Genomic DNA, 15,768 nt, shown 5'->3' on the forward strand with positions numbered 1-15,768 from the left:
TTTTTTGATCGAATCAAGCGGTTTTAGACAAAAACAGGCGCTGAAAAATAAAAAAGCTGGCAAAAGCCAGCTTTTATAATTTCATCAATGAAGCCAAATTACACGTTAAAGCGGAAGTGAATAACATCACCGTCTTTAACGATATATTCTTTGCCTTCCAAACGCCATTTGCCCGCAACTTTCGCGCCAGCTTCACCGTTGTTAGTGATGAAATCGTCGTAACCGATGATTTCGGCGCGAATAAAGCCTTTTTCGAAGTCAGTGTGGATCTTACCGGCAGCTTGTGGCGCGGTTGAACCAACAGCAACCGTCCATGCACGCACTTCTTTTACGCCAGCGGTGAAGTAGGTTTGCAATGTTAGCAGGTCGTAGCCAGCACGAATCACACGGTTTAGACCTGGTTCTTCCAAGCCCATTTCTTCAAGAAATACTGCCGCTTCGTCTGTTTCTAGTTCAGACAGCTCGCCTTCGATTTCAGCACAAACAGCAACAACGGTAGCACCTTCTTTTTCAGCGATCGCCTGCACGATGTCGAGGTATGGGTTGTTTTCAAAACCGTCATCGTTAACGTTCGCGATGTACATGGTTGGTTTCATGGTCAGGAAGTTGAGGTAATCAACCGCAGCTTTTTCTTCTTTGGTCAGCTCTACTGAACGCAGCATGTTGCCTTCTTCCAGCACAGGAAGAAGCTTTTCAAGCACAGCGATCTCGATTTTCGCGTCGCGATCACCGCCTTTTGCTTTCTTCGCTTGACGCTGAATAGCGCGCTCACATGCTTCCAAATCTGACAGTGCCAGTTCCGTGTTGATCACTTCGATGTCGTCAGCAGGGTCAACTTTGCCAGCGACGTGGATGATGTTGTCGTTTTCGAAACAACGAACAACGTGACCGATCGCGTCAGTTTCGCGGATGTTTGCAAGGAATTTGTTACCCAGACCTTCACCTTTTGACGCACCAGCAACCAAGCCCGCGATGTCTACGAATTCCATCGTGGTTGGCAAAATACGTTGTGGGTTAACGATTTTCGCAAGCGCATCCAGACGCAGATCAGGCACAGGTACCACACCCGTGTTTGGCTCGATAGTACAGAACGGGAAGTTTGCCGCTTCGATACCGGCTTTGGTCAGAGCGTTGAACAGTGTTGATTTACCTACGTTTGGCAGGCCAACGATACCGCATTTAAAACCCATGAGATGGTAACCTTTCGTTAAAAATATTATTGCGCCTTGAATGTATGAAGGCGGTTCTGCGCCTTAGCTAAATCATCTTTCAGCAGAATGTCGATACAGCGAACGGCTTCGTCGACAGCTTCTTCGATTTGGCTTTGTTCATTAGCAGGGGCTTTCGTTAATACAAAACCCGCTACTTTGTCTTTGTGGCCGGGATGTCCGATCCCGATGCGAAGACGATAAAACTCTTTGTTGTTGCCCATCTTGCTGATGATGTCACGCAGACCATTATGACCGCCATGCCCACCACCTTTTTTGAACTTGGCAACACCTGGCGGCAAGTCTAGCTCATCGTGAGCTACCATGATCTCTTCCGGTTTTATTTGGAAGAAATTGGCCAGTGAAGCCACAGATTTACCGGACAGATTCATGAATGTTGTTGGGATCAATAAACGTAGATCTTCACCACCCATGCTAATTCTGGCCGTTAAACCGAAATATTTTTTGTCTTCTTTCAGTTGCACATTATGAATACGTGCTAACTCTTCAACGACCCAAGCCCCCGCATTGTGACGGGTTTTTGAATATTCTGGTCCAGGATTCGCCAGACCCACTAAAAGACGAATTTGGTCGCTCACGGTGAGATTCTCGTTGTTATGGTTGTCATCGGTTAGGCGCTAAAGATCAGATGACGTCACCCGACCAACGCCAAAGGCGGCATATCCTAACACTATACGTAAGCGACCTCAAAATGATGGCGTAAAGAGTTCGCTTGAGTAAGTACTGTGCAAAACAAAACGCCCCGCAAAAGCGAGGCGTTTTACTCTAACAAGGTGTCGATTAAGAATCGAACATTGCAGAGATTGATTCTTCATTGCTGATGCGGCGAATTGCTTCAGCCAGCATGCCTGACAAGGTCAGCTGAGACACTTTACCCGTCGCTTGCATTTCTGCACTCAACGGGATTGAGTCGGTGACAATCACTTCGTCAATCACAGAATCTTTGATGTTTTGAGGCGCGTTACCTGAGAATACCGCGTGTGTTGCGTAAGCGAATACACGCTTCGCACCACGGTTTTTCAGCGCTTCTGCTGCTTTGCACAGAGTGCCACCGGTGTCGATCATGTCGTCAACGATGATGCAGTCACGGCCTTCAACGTCACCAATCAGGTGCATAACCTGAGACACGTTTGCACGTGGGCGGCGTTTATCGATGATAGCGATGTCAGTGTCGTCCAGCAGCTTTGCTGTTGCACGAGCACGCACAACACCACCGATGTCTGGAGAAACGACCACTGGATCTTCCAGTTTCTTCGCTAGCATATCTTCAAGCAGTACCGGTGTACCGAAGATGTTATCTACGGGTACATCGAAGAAGCCTTGGATTTGCTCTGCGTGCAGGTCAACCGTCAAAACGCGGTCAACACCGACGTTAGATAGGAAGTCTGCAATCACTTTCGCAGTGATTGGAACACGCGCAGAACGCACACGGCGGTCTTGGCGAGCGTAACCAAAGTAAGGAATAACTGCGGTGATGCGACCAGCAGATGCGCGACGCAGTGCATCGATCATCACAACCAATTCCATTAGGTTGTCATTGGTAGGTGCACACGTCGACTGGATAACGAATACGTCGCTACCCCGTACGTTTTCGTTGATTTGTACACACACTTCGCCGTCAGAAAAACGGCTAACGGTAGCGTCACCTAGTGACATATATAGGCGATTCGCAATGCGTTGGGCGAGCACAGGCGTTGCATTACCAGCAAACAGCTTCATATCAGGCACGGTGGAAAACCTCGGGGTTGTATCCATTGAGTTTTGTCTGTCTCATTGTTTCTGCGCTTTTAGCGTGGTTAAGAGCGGTGAAGTGTTCACACCACAAGCTACAAAACCAGTGAGCCAGTCGGGCAATTTGTTAAATGTTAAACGAGCGTCGTCCTCATTCTCGAACTCCGCGAAAATACAGGCACCCGTTCCAGTCAATCTTGACGGCGCGTATTCTACCAGCCACGAAATGGCCTTATCAACCTTTGGAAACAACTCTCTGACTATCTTTTCGCAATCGTTTTCGTAATTTCCCGCCAATAGCACATTTAATGCGCGTTTTGGCGTGTCTCGTGGCAGGTTAGGATGACCAAAAATTTTTGCTGTTGCGATACTAACATCAGGTTTTGCGACCAGATACCATTTTTCTTCAGCGTAGGCGGGTTGGAGTACTTCGCCAACACCTTCTGCAAATGCTGTCACACCGCGCACAAATACCGGGACATCTGCGCCCAGTGCTAGCCCAAGGTCTGCCAGTTCATCGCTTGATAGTGCAGTGTTCCAAAGGTGATTGAGTGCGACCAATGTGGTGGCTGCATTGGAAGAGCCCCCACCAAGCCCGCCACCCATTGGTAGAATTTTTTCAATGTGAATATGCGCGCCTTGCTTGCTGCCTGATTGGGCTTTTAGCGTCATTGCTGCGCGATAAATGAGATTATCTTCAACCGCTACCCCTTCGATGTCTGGTGATAGGGTGATTTTGTCTGTTTCATTGGGCGTGATATGTAACGTGTCGCCATAATCGAGAAATTGAAACAGCGTTTGTAAGTCGTGGTAGCCGTTTTCGCGCTGACCTGTGACATATAAAAAAAGATTCAGCTTGGCGGGGGAGGGCCAAGTGGTGGTGTCCGAGTATTGTTCTATTGCGGATTGTGTCATTGCGGGTAGATCCATTCGGAAATCACCAGATTCACTTTTTGCGTGTTCTGGTTCATTTTGATTTTGGCCGGAAGCAAACTGTCGGTGTTGGCATCATAGGTGCTGTATTCCAATTGCCAACCTGGCTGATTGGACTCGGCGCTGTTTTCGCTTAAAAAAGCCAGCCGATTATCGGCACCTAAGGTGAAATCGTTTTGCTCCGTTGGCAATCCTTTGATCCATTGCGTCATGTCGTCCACGGGTAAAGCAATACCGGTTAATTTTTCTAACAGGCTGGCGGCATCTCGCCCGACGTAACGCTGGCCTTCGTTATCCACCAAAATAGCGATGTCAGGCGTAGCCTCTAGCGTTAATAACGTCGTGCCAAGGAAATTAGTGAGCCTTAAAGAGAGTTCATCGTCTTTTTGTTGCCAGAGGAAGTTGGCGGAAACACGTTGTTCTGGACTGATCAGGGCCACTTTGCCTTTTGCGGTGAAGTTTGTAATACCAGCGAGCGCCTCTTGGTGGGTTTGCCACTCAGTAGAAGGTGCAGGTACTGAAGTGCATCCCGAAAGAGCGAGAAAACCAAGCATGAAGGTCAGAGCAAGCTTGATAGAGCGAGACATGATGAAACTCCGTTTATATAGCGGTCGCGAACAATTATACAGATAATTATCGGCAATCATCAGTGGCTTATCCGCGACAGATCAAGAAAATTCACACAAACAGACAAATGAAACAGAAAGTTGGGCGACATCTTGAAATATAATCAATGATTAGTTGTTGAAAAAATGGACGAAAATTTCGCATTGAGTGCGAAATAGTCACACTTCTGGTTGTTAGCGGGAACAGGAAACTAATGTTATCTTTTATTCGACGAGCCCATAACGTAAAATCCACGGTTCGGATTTCATCTGGTGCTGTCGGTAACCCTGCTTAATGAGCTTGCTAGTTCTCGGAATTAATCATAAGACCGCTACGGTCGACTTGCGTGAAAAGGTCGCCTTTTCACAGCAACAACTTCGCGATGCACTACACCAGCTAAAAGAAAAGCAGGTCGTGCAGAGTGGGGTTATTGTATCTACCTGTAACCGAACCGAGATCTATTGTGAATTAGACCAACCTAGCCCAGGTGCAGTCGTGGATTGGCTTCGTGATTTCCACAGCCTGGACAGTGATGCCTTACTTCCTTGCTTATACACCCATCATGATCAAGCTGCTGCACAACACTTAATGCGTGTTGCCTGTGGGTTAGATTCGCTTGTGTTGGGAGAGCCTCAGATCCTTGGGCAAGTCAAACAAGCCTATGCGGAATCTGTTGAGCTCAATGCGATTAACGGCCCGTTAGAGCGTTTATTTCATAAAACCTTTACGGTTGCCAAGCGTGTTCGTACCGAAACTGATATTGGCGGCAACGCCGTTTCTGTTGCGTTTGCGGCTTGTTCCTTGGCGCGGCAGATCTTCGAATCTTTGGAAGCCTCAACCGCATTGCTAGTGGGAGCGGGTGAAACTATTGAACTGGTTGCCAAGCATTTGTATGAGCACGAATGTAAAAACATCATCGTAGCAAACCGAACGCGTGAAAGAGCCAAGCCGTTTGAAGATGCCTTTGGGGCAAAAGTGATCTCGTTGGAAGAAATTCCCGAGCACATGCACAAGGCCGATATCGTGATCAGCTCGACCGCCGCGCCATTGCCGATTATCGGTAAAGGGATGGTGGAAAAAGCCTTGAAAGCACGCCGGCATCAGCCCATGCTGCTGATCGACATTGCCGTGCCTCGTGATATTGAAGAAGAAGTGGGCGAGCTTAATGACGCCTATTTGTATACCGTCGATGATTTACACTCGATTGTCGAACGCAATCGAGAGCAACGAAAAGCCGCAGCCGTTCAGGCTGAAGCCATCGTTGAAGAAGAAAGCCATGGGTTTATGACCTGGATGCGCTCACGCGACGCCGTGGACAGCATTAAACAATATCGTGCAGATTCTGAAGCACTAAAAAATGAATTGCTCAGTAAAAGCCTACAGGCGCTGGCTAGCGGTGCAGACCCACAAAAAGTGCTGGCTGAACTGAGCAATAAACTGACCAATAAATTGATCCATGCGCCGACTCAGGCCATGCAGGAAGCTGCCAGAAATGGTGATGAGCGTACACTCGACACGCTGCGTCAGAGCTTAGGTTTGGATCCCCTAAAATAGTTGTAAAACTTACTATGAAACCATCTATTCTCGCCAAATTAGAAGCGCTCGCTGAGCGTTATGAAGAAGTACAACATCTACTGGGTGACCCTGGTGTTATCGGTGATCAGAACAGATTCCGCGCCTTGTCGAAAGAATACAGTCAGCTAGAAGAAGTGACCAAGTGCTTTGTCCTTTATCAGCAAGCTGAAGAAGACCTAGCCGCCGCAAAAGAAATGGCGGACGAAGACGATCCTGAAATGCGCGAAATGGCGCAAGAAGAAATCAAAACCACGAAAGTGGAAATCGAACGCCTAGAAGAAGAACTTCAAGTTCTGCTGCTGCCAAAAGACCCGAACGATGACCGCAACTGTTTCTTGGAAATTCGTGCCGGTGCAGGCGGTGATGAAGCGGGTATATTTGCAGGTGACTTGTTCCGCATGTACAGCCGTTTTGCAGAATCAAAAGGCTGGCGTGTTGAAGTCATTAACGCCAATAGCTCTGAGCAGGGCGGTTACAAAGAAATGGTTGCCAAGATCTCAGGTGATGGTGCTTACGGTGTGATGAAGTTTGAATCAGGTGGTCACCGAGTCCAGCGTGTGCCAGCAACAGAATCGCAAGGTCGTGTTCATACTTCTGCATGTACCGTCGCGATTTTGCCTGAGGTTCCAGAAGCGGAAGTTCCAGATATTAATCCATCTGATTTGAAAATCGACACCTTCCGTTCATCGGGCGCGGGTGGTCAGCACGTCAACACCACCGATTCTGCTATTCGTATTACTCACTTGCCAACGGGCACCGTGGTCGAATGTCAGGACGAACGTTCACAGCACAAAAACAAAGCCAAAGCGATGTCTGTGCTGGCCGCGCGTTTGATTAAAGCGCAAGAAGAGAAGCTGGCGGCAGAGCAGGCAAGCACACGACGTAACCTGTTGGGTTCTGGTGACCGTTCGGATCGTATCCGTACCTATAACTACCCGCAGAGCCGTGTGTCTGATCACCGTATCAACCTGACGGTATACCGCTTGGATGAAGTGATGGAAGGCAATATGAATTGCTTGATTGAGCCAATCGCTCTTGAGTTCCAAGCAGATCAACTGGCGGCGCTGGCTGAACAGCACTAATGCCAACCGTTATCGAACATGCGCTGCGTGATGCAGCGCTTTTGTTAGCCGATCACCAAAGCCCGTCACCGAGGATTGATGCCTCGGTGTTGCTTTGTCATGTGCTTGATAAACCGAGCAGCTACTTGTACACCTGGTCGGACAAAGTCTTGTCTGAGCAAGAAAGCAAAGATTTTGATGCGCTGATTGAACGTCGAAAATTGGGCGAGCCTGTTGCGTACATTATTGGCTATCGTGATTTTTGGTCGTTGCGACTGAGTGTCGAACCCAGCACATTGATCCCACGTCCTGATACCGAACGATTGGTTGAATTGGCGTTGGCGCGTTTACCTGCGGGTGAAGGGAATGTGTTAGATCTTGGCACAGGAACGGGTGCTATTGCGCTGTCTATGGCCAGTGAGCGTCGTGACATCCAAGTCACGGGTGTGGATTTGCGGCCTGAAGCAGTGGCACTTGCTCAACGCAATCAACGCGAAAATCACATTACCAATGCCCAATTTGTTCAAAGTAGCTGGTTTGATAAAATTCCGGCACAAACCTTTACCATGATTGTCAGTAACCCCCCGTATATCGACCCCGAAGACCCGCACCTTGCTCAAGGTGATGTGCGCTTTGAACCGAAAACGGCATTAATTGCAGATGAACATGGGTTGGCGGATATTCGCCACATTTGTCAGCAAAGCCCTCAGTATCTCAGTCGCGATGGCTGGCTATTGATTGAACATGGCTTTGATCAAGGTGATGCCGTCAGGGCACTGTTTACAGAGGCTGGATTTTACGATGTTGAAACCCAGCAAGACTATGCAGGACATGATCGTGTTACGCTAGGTCGTTCGACGCGCTAATACCTATTACCCCAAATATCTGCCGACAAGTAAAGTTGCCGATAGATACGACTATCAATAACGAAATAGAGAATTACGGATTATGTACGCTGCATTGAAGCACTCCCACTTTTTGTTTATCGCCTTGAGTGTAAGCCTTTTTATCCTTCGTTTTGCGTGGCTGATGATGGGCAGCAAAATGTTGGAGAAAAAGTGGGTTAAAGTCGTTCCACACATTATTGATACTGGATTGTTAGCAACGGGGATCGCGCTGATCGCCATCACTGGCTTTATTCCCTTCACGCCAAGCGCCGTTTGGATGACAGAGAAATTGACCTGTGTACTGGCTTATATCGCGCTGGGATACGTGGCTCTGCATTACAGCCAGGGCACACTGTTTAGACTCTTTGCCTTTTTTGGTGCTTTAGGTTGGGTATTTGCGGCCGCTAACTTAGCGATCACCAAAACACCGCAGTTGTTGGGGTAAATATGATCGAGTTTACTGATCAGGAATTAGATGCGCTAACGATGGTCGAGGGTGCATTAGCACTCAATGCCGCCGTTGATCCCGCCACATCCATGCATTGGGTGCGTGCGGAGCTAGAAGTGCTTGCCAAGGATGCTGAACATCTTTTGGCGGGAGAAACCAATGATGAGCTTCGGCTGGAAGGCTTAATCCGCCTATTCTACAAAGAATGGGGATTCAAAGGAGACTTCGAACAATACTTTTCATCCGACAATGCCTTTGTCGAAAAAGTATTGAAGCGTCGCAAAGGTATCCCGGTAAGTCTGGGCGCCATTTTCCTTTTCTTTGCTGATCGCTTGGATTTACCGCTAGAACCTGTTGGTTTTCCCACTCAGCTAATCTTGAAAGTGGATTGGCATCATCGCGAAGCGCAGTATATTAACCCGTTTGATGGCGAGTTTTTATCACCACGTGTGTTGCGCGGTTGGTTAGTGGGCAAAGAAGGTTCAATGGCACAGCTACAACCCGAACACCTTGAAGGAACGGATAACCCGACCTTGATTGGCCGTTGGTTGGCAGTGATTAAAAGCGCATTGCTTCGCGAAGAAAATTACGCCATGGCGTTACGCTGCAGTGAGCTAGCATTGTCCTTTAGCCCTGATGATCCATATGAAATTCGAGACCGTGGCTATATCTTCCAGCAGCTAAAATGTGACTGGGTTGCGGCAGAAGACTACGAATACTTTATTGCTCAGTGTCCCAATGATCCGGCCGCTGAGCTTTTGAAACTGCAGGTCAAAGTGTTGACCGCAGAAGCCCCTATTTTCCATTAATCAGGAATGTAGCATGACAGCACAAAAAACAGTTCAGATTGGCGATATTAACGTTGCTAACGACAAGCCATTTGTTCTTTTTGCCGGAATGAATGTGTTGGAGTCTCGCGATCTTGCGATGCAGATTTGTGAGCATTACGCGGAAGTGACGCAAAAACTGGGTATTCCATACGTTTTTAAAGCGTCTTTCGACAAAGCTAACCGCTCATCAGTGCATTCTTATCGTGGTCCAGGCCTCGATGAAGGCATGAAAATCTTTCAAGAGCTGAAAGAAACGTTCGGCGTGAAAGTGATCACCGACGTTCATGAAATTTGGCAAGCACAGCCAGTTTCTGAAGTGGTTGATGTGATTCAACTACCGGCATTCCTTGCACGTCAAACCGACCTGGTGGAAGCGTTTGCGAAAACCAATGCTGTTATCAACGTGAAAAAACCTCAGTTCATGAGCCCAGGTCAGGTTGGCAACATCGTCGACAAGTTTGCTGAGTGCGGAAACGAAAAAATCATTCTGTGTGAGCGTGGCTCATGCATGGGCTATGACAACTTGGTTGTTGATATGCTGGGCTTTGACGTAATGAAAAAAGCCAGCAATGGCAGCCCAATCATCTTTGATGTGACGCATTCCCTGCAATGCCGTGACCCTCTGGGTGCAGCATCGGGTGGTCGTCGTTCACAAACTGTGGATTTGGCGCGTGCAGGTTTAGGCACCAAGATTGCGGGTCTGTTTATTGAAGCACACCCAGATCCAGACAACGCGCGTTGTGACGGACCTTCTGCCTTGCCACTGGATAAGCTAGAGCCATTCCTAAAGCAAATGAAAGCACTGGACGATCTGGTGAAAAGCTTTGATGAATTAGATATTCGCTAAGGCGTTTATTGCGTTAGTTTATCAGGCAAACTGATAAAAAATAGAAGCCGGCTTACGCCGGCTTTTTTACGTTTTGTTGTCGTCATTACCTTGATGCGTTGGCATCAGTTTTTACTACAAGTGGAAGCGAGAGATTTCAGCATTCAGTTGTTTGGACAATTGGGAAAGCTCACTTGCTTGTTGGGATGCGTCGTTGGCTTCTTGTGCCAATTCATCTGACGCACTGCGCACAGCTTCTGTATTGCGTGTTATTTCTGCTGTTACCAGAGATTGCTCTTCTGCAGCGGAAGCAATTTGTGTGGCCATGTCACTGATGGTGGAAACCGAGGTCGTGATTTGTGACAAGCTGTCGGTGGCGCTATTCGCATCTTCAACGCTGGTGGTCGCAAGGTGGCGGCTGCCTTCCATGATTTTAACTGCAGAATGGGTGGTGCTTTGCAGTGTTTCAATGGTGGACTGAATTTCGCGGGTTGAATCATGTGTGCGCTGACTGAGCACACGAACTTCATCTGCAACTACCGCAAAGCCACGACCTTGCTCACCTGCGCGGTCGCTTCAATGGCCGCATTCAACGCCAATAGGTTAGTTTGCTCTGCTATGTCCTGAATGGTCGACAAGATAGAGTTGATGCTTTGGGTGTGCGATTGCAGCTCCGCAATAACCGAGGTTGCTGACTCCACCTCTACGGACAGATTGCCGATAGATTGTTGACTCTGCATAACCTGGGATGCGCCTGATTCAGAAGACCCAACAGCCTCTTTTGACAGTTGTGCGGTATTTTCTGCGCTGCCTGCGATTTCTTGTGTCGCTGCTGCCATTTGATTAATGGCGGTGGCAACCATGCTGATTTCATCTTGCTGACCACGAATACGCGCGCTGCGAATACCTGCTTGGTCGGCTGCGTTATTCGCTTGCACTGACAGTGACTCACCTACATCTTTTAGGTGCGAGACCATCGTGTGCATATTGGTAACAAAGGTATTGAAGTTATGGGCAAGTTGACCCACTTCATCATTGCTGTGAGGGGTGAGACGCTGTGTTAAATCCGCATCACCACTGGCAATTTCTGCCATTGCAGTAGCCACACGGTTCAGATCGCGAAACAGTACATTCACCAGCCAAACTGATAGCACTAAAACCACCAGTGTCACGGCAAGACTGGTTAAAATCAGAGTGGTCACAGCACTGTGATGTTCCGCCAGTTCCGTTTCCATATCCAACTCAATACCGATAAACCATTGGGCTAGTGGTAATTCAGTAAAGAAGTAGGCTTTGTTGCTGCCATTGAGCGTGGTTTGTACCAATTCGCTGTTCTGCGTGGCTTGACGAACAACAGAAAGGTTTAGCGCGGGATTGTATTGGGTGACAGGCCTGCTATTTAGGGCTGGATCTCTATGTGCGATTAGCGTGCCACTGTCACTAAACAGCATGCCGAATGCATTTTCACCAAAATTAAACTGAGACAAATCACTGACGACTTTGCGAAGACTGATATCTCCGCCGACAACGCCGGTCAGCTGACCATTTTGATACACGGGTGTGGCAACAGTAACCATGGTTTCGCCTGTTAGCGCATCACGGTATGGGTCGGTACAAATAGTCTTGCCTTCTTTGATTGCTTCAAGGTACCAAGGACGCTGACGAGGGTCGATGTCTACGCTTGCGCCGTTCGCCAATACAAGTGTGCCATCGGTTTGCGCATAAAACGTCATCGCAAACTTGCCTGATAATTGCAGCATTTCCAGGGCGTTGACTTCATCATTGTGGGGCATGGTTTGAATGAAGCCAGACATCGCCACCGAGTGCGCCTCTAACCAATCAGTGAAGCCCACTTTAGCGACTTCAGACATACTTTTTACGCGATACTCTAGGCTCTGTTGAGTTTGCGTAGACAGTTGATTGGCTGCCAGTAATGAGAGAACAGTTGCCATTGCCATCACGGCAACAAGGCAAGTGCCTATGAGTTTTTGTTTGAGTGTGAGTGTCATCTTACGTTCCTTGCAGCTTACTCGAGAATTCAAAGGAAAGGCGCCAAAGGGGCCAATCGCCATGTTGTTATGGTCAATATTGTTATTGGTATGACGTGTGGTATCGGCACGGATAGTGAATGCTTTAGCAAAAAGACATCATAGTGTGAGCTTGTTTCAAACCAAGAAGTGTGGGCAATGAAGATAAATATATGCGGACGTTTAGACGTCTATTTATTGACGTAATGGGCGTTTCCTTTTACTCTGCGTCCAACCTCACAAAATATATGCAACATGACATGACACAGAAGCAATCAGACATGACTCCCTCAGCGCTCGCGCTGCTGCCCTTTGGACTATTCCTGTGCCTGTTCATTGGTACGGGCGTATATTTCTCCACCCAGAATATTGAATTCGCGTTTTATCAGCTCCCAGCACCGATAGCGGTATTGCCTGCCATCATGCTGGCGGTGTTGATGAGCAAAGATAAATTGAACACAGCGATTGGCCAGTTTATTGAAGGTGTGTCGCACCGTGACATAACGGCAATGTGTCTGATTTATCTGTTGGCCGGTGCATTCTCTGCGGTCGCAAAAGCGACGGGCGGGGTGGATGCGACCGTTAATTTAGGCTTGGCGATACTCCCTTCTAGTTTCATTCTGCCAGGCTTATTCCTCATTTCTGCCTTCATTGCGACATCAATGGGGACGTCCATGGGCACCATCGCCGCCGTTGCGCCTGTTGCGCTGGGAATAGCCGATAGCACGGGTATAGATGCCGCGTTGATGGCAGGTGTGGTATTGAGCGGCGCGATGTTTGGTGACAATCTTTCGATCATTTCAGACACCACCATTGCGGCAACGCGTTCGCAAGGGTGTCACATGAAAGACAAATTTCGAGAGAACGTAAAAATTGCGGTCCCTGCAGCGTTGGTGACATTGTTGATTTTCTTCTTTGCCAATGAAGTCACGCAAGCCCCAGTGGCAGGTGAGATTGATTGGTTAGCCGTGTTGCCATATTTAACTATTCTGGCCTTGGCGGTATACGGCATTAATGTGTTTGTGGTGCTGACTATCGGCATTGTATTCGCAGGAGTTGTGGGCTTGGCGCAAACCGATGGCTACAGCGTGATGACATTCAGTCAGGATGTTTACGCGGGCTTTGGCAACATGCAGGAGATCTTCCTGTTGTCTTTGCTTATCGGAGGTCTGGCTGAGTTGATGCGTCAGCAGGGCGGGCTTGCTTTTGTCACTGAGAAACTAAGCAAACTTATCTTGTCACGTGCTGACAAGTCGGCTGAAAAAGGCTCACCGCGTGCAAGTGAAGCGGGTATCGCGCTTCTTGTTAGCTTGACGAATTTCTGCACTGCCAATAACACGGTGGCGATCATTGTGGCTGGTGGTGTGGCGAAAGAGTTGTCAACGCAACATGATGTGGCACCAAAACGCAGTGCAAGTTTGTTGGATATATTCTCCTGTGTCATCCAAGGCATGTTGCCTTATGGCGCTCAAGCATTGCTATTGGGTTCTATTTTTGAATTGTCGCCACTTTCCGTGGTTGGACAGTCTTATTACTGTTTCCTTTTGGCGATATCTGCAGGTTTTGCCATCGCGCGCTCAAAGCGACAACTCGCGGCGAAATAACCACCACAAACACCCTGTAGCAGGCATTAGATGTCTACCTACAGGGTGTTTTTCAGTGATCTGGGCGGCAGTTTGTTGAAAGAACAATGTGATGATTAACGGATATATTTAGACTGTTTCGTGAAAATGACGAAAATCTTCGTTAATCAATCTAGAAGCTAGACATACGCTAGCTTTAAAGTTCTCAACAAATATAGGTACACCCATGAAGGATCGCCTTTCTCTGAAAGTAGCCATTAGCGCTGCATTGCTGGCCTCATTGGCTGGCTGTTCAACCACCACTGAAACAACGGAAGTTGTGCAAGGTTGGCAACCAGATACCACCTATAACGTCACTATTCTTCATACCAATGATAACCATGGTCGCTTTTGGCATAATCGCCATGGCGAGTACGGTATGGCAGCACGTAAGACGCTAATCGACCACTTACGCACCGAAGCTGAAGCGCAGGGTGCCTCGGTGCTGTTGCTGTCTGGCGGTGACATAAATACAGGTGTTCCAGAGTCTGATTTACTTGACGCAGAACCAGATTTCAAGGGTATGACCATGATTGGTTATGACGCGATGGCTCTGGGCAACCACGAATTTGATAACACGCTCGACGTGCTAGAAAAGCAAATGCAGTGGGCTGACTTCCCAATGCTGTCAGCGAATATTTACGACAAAGCGACGGGTGAACGTAAATACCAGGCCTACGAAATTTTCGAAAAGAATGGCCTACGTATTGCGGTTATCGGTTTGACTACTGAAGACACAGCAAAAATCGGTAACCCAGAATACATTGGCGAGCTAGATTTTCGTGATCCAAAAGAAGAAGCGAAAAAGCTGATTGCTGAGCTAGAGAAAACCGAAAAGCCTGACATCATCATTGCGACCACACACATGGGTCACTATGAAGATGGTAATCGTGGCGTGAACGCGCCGGGTGACGTGGCGCTTGCGCGTTATCTTGACGGTGGTTCGCTGGATATGATTGTGGGTGGTCACTCACAAGAGCCAGTGTGTATGGAAGGTCCAAACGTATACAGCAAGTCGTTCAAACCGGGTGATGAGTGTAAGCCAGACAACCAAAACGGCACTTGGATTGTTCAAGCGCACGAATGGGGTAAGTACGTTGGTAAGGCAGACTTTGAATTCCGCAACGGCGAATTGAACTTAGTGTCTTACGACCTGATTCCCGTAAACCTGAAGAAAAAAATAAAGGTTAACGGCGAGAAGAAGCGAGTCTTTATCGAGAGCGAGATTCCTAAAGACAAAGAGATTTATGACTTCCTTAAACCTTACCAAGACAAAGGCCAAGATCAGCTAAACATCAAGATCGCGGAAACCAACGGAAAACTGGAAGGTGATCGCAACGTGGTGCGTTTCCAGCAAACTAATCTGGGCCGTATGATTGCCGCTGCACACCAAGAACGTGCGAAAGCAGATTTTGCCGTGATGAACTCAGGCGGCGTGCGTGATTCTATCGAAGGCGGTGACGTGACTTACAAAGACGTCCTGACCGTTCAGCCGTTTGGAAATATGCTGACTTACACCGACATGAGCGGTGCTGAAGTATTGGACTATCTGAATGTGGTTGCGACAAAATCCGTTGATTCTGGTGCCTATGCGCAATTTTATGGTATTGCGATGAGTGTTTCTCCAGAAGGCGTGAGTGACGTTGTGATTGGTGGTGAGCCACTGGATCCAAATAAAACGTACCGTTTCACCGTGCCAAGCTATAACGCAGCAGGCGGTGATGGCTATCCAAAAATTGCCGATCATCCTGGCAACGTCAACACGGGTTTTGTAGATGCGGAAGTGCTTAAAGACTTCTTAGAGAAAAACTCGCCAATTGATGTGAACAAGTATGAGCCAACTGGCGATATCGTTTACAAGTAAAGACTTGTGAATTGAAGTGCAAGTAAACGCTTGCGCTATCACGCTCTGGCTAAAAAGGCACTGGTGACAGTGCCTTTTTTTATGTCATTATCGCAACAGTATTAGTCAGGTCATTGGCTGTAACATGTT

The 15,768-nt window shown here is 48.0% G+C and carries 13 protein-coding genes and 1 pseudogene; 8 read left to right on the plus strand and 6 right to left on the minus strand.

What is annotated here, in order from left to right:
- Positions 1 to 98 precede the first annotated feature (98 nt).
- The 5 genes from ychF to lolB form a co-directional block, all read right to left on the minus strand.
- A complete protein-coding gene (gene ychF / locus AC3CIC_RS03760) occupies positions 99 to 1,190 on the minus strand; it encodes a redox-regulated ATPase YchF (protein WP_488515383.1) in 1,092 nt (363 codons plus the stop codon).
- 26 nt (positions 1,191 to 1,216) lie between these two features.
- Positions 1,217 to 1,807 carry an aminoacyl-tRNA hydrolase gene (gene pth / locus AC3CIC_RS03765; RefSeq protein WP_016960613.1) on the minus strand — a complete coding sequence of 197 codons (591 nt, stop codon included), beginning with the start codon at positions 1,805 to 1,807 and terminating at the stop codon, positions 1,217 to 1,219.
- A gap of 202 nt (positions 1,808 to 2,009) precedes the next feature.
- Positions 2,010 to 2,957 carry a ribose-phosphate pyrophosphokinase gene (locus AC3CIC_RS03770; protein WP_026024034.1) on the minus strand — a complete coding sequence of 316 codons (948 nt, stop codon included), beginning with the start codon at positions 2,955 to 2,957 and terminating at the stop codon, positions 2,010 to 2,012.
- Between the two features lie 42 nt (positions 2,958 to 2,999).
- Positions 3,000 to 3,875 (minus strand): 4-(cytidine 5'-diphospho)-2-C-methyl-D-erythritol kinase, encoded by an 876-nt coding sequence (gene ispE, locus AC3CIC_RS03775; RefSeq protein WP_394213608.1) that lies wholly within the window; start codon positions 3,873 to 3,875, stop codon positions 3,000 to 3,002.
- Positions 3,872 to 4,480, minus strand: a complete 609-nt coding sequence (gene lolB / locus AC3CIC_RS03780; RefSeq protein ID WP_016960616.1) for a lipoprotein insertase outer membrane protein LolB — start codon at positions 4,478 to 4,480, stop codon at positions 3,872 to 3,874. Before lolB ends, ispE begins: the two co-directional genes overlap by 4 nt.
- 313 nt (positions 4,481 to 4,793) lie before the next feature.
- On the opposite strand from lolB, the gene hemA reads away from it, so the two are divergent.
- The 6 genes from hemA to kdsA all read left to right on the plus strand — a co-directional run bounded on the left by hemA (position 4,794) and on the right by kdsA (position 10,147).
- Positions 4,794 to 6,053 carry a glutamyl-tRNA reductase gene (gene hemA / locus AC3CIC_RS03785; protein WP_016960617.1) on the plus strand — a complete coding sequence of 420 codons (1,260 nt, stop codon included), beginning with the start codon at positions 4,794 to 4,796 and terminating at the stop codon, positions 6,051 to 6,053.
- Between the two features lie 14 nt (positions 6,054 to 6,067).
- Positions 6,068 to 7,156 carry a peptide chain release factor 1 gene (gene prfA / locus AC3CIC_RS03790; protein WP_488515384.1) on the plus strand — a complete coding sequence of 363 codons (1,089 nt, stop codon included), beginning with the start codon at positions 6,068 to 6,070 and terminating at the stop codon, positions 7,154 to 7,156.
- Positions 7,156 to 8,001, plus strand: coding sequence for a peptide chain release factor N(5)-glutamine methyltransferase (gene prmC / locus AC3CIC_RS03795; RefSeq protein ID WP_488515385.1), 846 nt, complete (start codon positions 7,156 to 7,158; stop codon positions 7,999 to 8,001). The genes prfA and prmC overlap by 1 nt, the downstream gene beginning before the upstream one ends.
- 82 nt (positions 8,002 to 8,083) lie before the next feature.
- The gene (locus AC3CIC_RS03800) at positions 8,084 to 8,467 is read left to right on the plus strand and encodes a SirB2 family protein (RefSeq protein ID WP_016960620.1); all 384 of its coding nucleotides are present in this window, start codon (positions 8,084 to 8,086) and stop codon (positions 8,465 to 8,467) included.
- Positions 8,468 to 8,469: 2 nt separating this feature from the next.
- Positions 8,470 to 9,279: a SirB1 family protein gene (locus AC3CIC_RS03805; RefSeq protein WP_016960621.1), complete on the plus strand. Its 810-nt coding sequence runs from the start codon at positions 8,470 to 8,472 to the stop codon at positions 9,277 to 9,279.
- A 13-nt stretch (positions 9,280 to 9,292) separates the two neighbouring features.
- Positions 9,293 to 10,147: a 3-deoxy-8-phosphooctulonate synthase gene (gene kdsA, locus AC3CIC_RS03810; RefSeq protein ID WP_016960622.1), complete on the plus strand. Its 855-nt coding sequence runs from the start codon at positions 9,293 to 9,295 to the stop codon at positions 10,145 to 10,147.
- Positions 10,148 to 10,261: 114 nt separating this feature from the next.
- On the opposite strand, the pseudogene AC3CIC_RS03815 reads toward kdsA, so the two are convergent.
- Positions 10,262 to 12,135 (minus strand): annotated as a pseudogene (locus AC3CIC_RS03815) (methyl-accepting chemotaxis protein).
- A 278-nt stretch (positions 12,136 to 12,413) separates the two neighbouring features.
- On the opposite strand from AC3CIC_RS03815, the gene AC3CIC_RS03820 reads away from it, so the two are divergent.
- Complete coding sequence (locus tag AC3CIC_RS03820; protein WP_488515386.1) at positions 12,414 to 13,757, plus strand: Na+/H+ antiporter NhaC family protein; 1,344 nt, start codon at positions 12,414 to 12,416, stop codon at positions 13,755 to 13,757.
- 205 nt (positions 13,758 to 13,962) lie between these two features.
- Positions 13,963 to 15,639: a bifunctional UDP-sugar hydrolase/5'-nucleotidase UshA gene (gene ushA / locus AC3CIC_RS03825; RefSeq protein ID WP_488515387.1), complete on the plus strand. Its 1,677-nt coding sequence runs from the start codon at positions 13,963 to 13,965 to the stop codon at positions 15,637 to 15,639.
- Positions 15,640 to 15,768: the final 129 nt, after the last annotated feature.

The organism is Enterovibrio sp. QJM3NY_24, assembly GCF_057786035.1.

Excerpts from the sequence above, each read along its gene's own strand:
- AC3CIC_RS03820 (WP_488515386.1), top strand. The coding sequence starts at position 12,414 with ATGACACAGAAGCAATCAGACATGACTCCCTCAGCGCTCGCGCTGCTG.
- AC3CIC_RS03805 (WP_016960621.1), top strand. The coding sequence starts at position 8,470 with ATGATCGAGTTTACTGATCAGGAATTAGATGCGCTAACGATGGTCGAG.
- prmC (WP_488515385.1), top strand. The coding sequence starts at position 7,156 with ATGCCAACCGTTATCGAACATGCGCTGCGTGATGCAGCGCTTTTGTTA.
- ispE (WP_394213608.1), bottom strand. The coding sequence starts at position 3,875 with ATGACACAATCCGCAATAGAACAATACTCGGACACCACCACTTGGCCC.
- ychF (WP_488515383.1), bottom strand. The coding sequence starts at position 1,190 with ATGGGTTTTAAATGCGGTATCGTTGGCCTGCCAAACGTAGGTAAATCA.
- ushA (WP_488515387.1), top strand. The coding sequence starts at position 13,963 with ATGAAGGATCGCCTTTCTCTGAAAGTAGCCATTAGCGCTGCATTGCTG.
- kdsA (WP_016960622.1), top strand. The coding sequence starts at position 9,293 with ATGACAGCACAAAAAACAGTTCAGATTGGCGATATTAACGTTGCTAAC.
- hemA (WP_016960617.1), top strand. The coding sequence starts at position 4,794 with ATGAGCTTGCTAGTTCTCGGAATTAATCATAAGACCGCTACGGTCGAC.
- prfA (WP_488515384.1), top strand. The coding sequence starts at position 6,068 with ATGAAACCATCTATTCTCGCCAAATTAGAAGCGCTCGCTGAGCGTTAT.
- AC3CIC_RS03800 (WP_016960620.1), top strand. The coding sequence starts at position 8,084 with ATGTACGCTGCATTGAAGCACTCCCACTTTTTGTTTATCGCCTTGAGT.
- lolB (WP_016960616.1), bottom strand. The coding sequence starts at position 4,480 with ATGTCTCGCTCTATCAAGCTTGCTCTGACCTTCATGCTTGGTTTTCTC.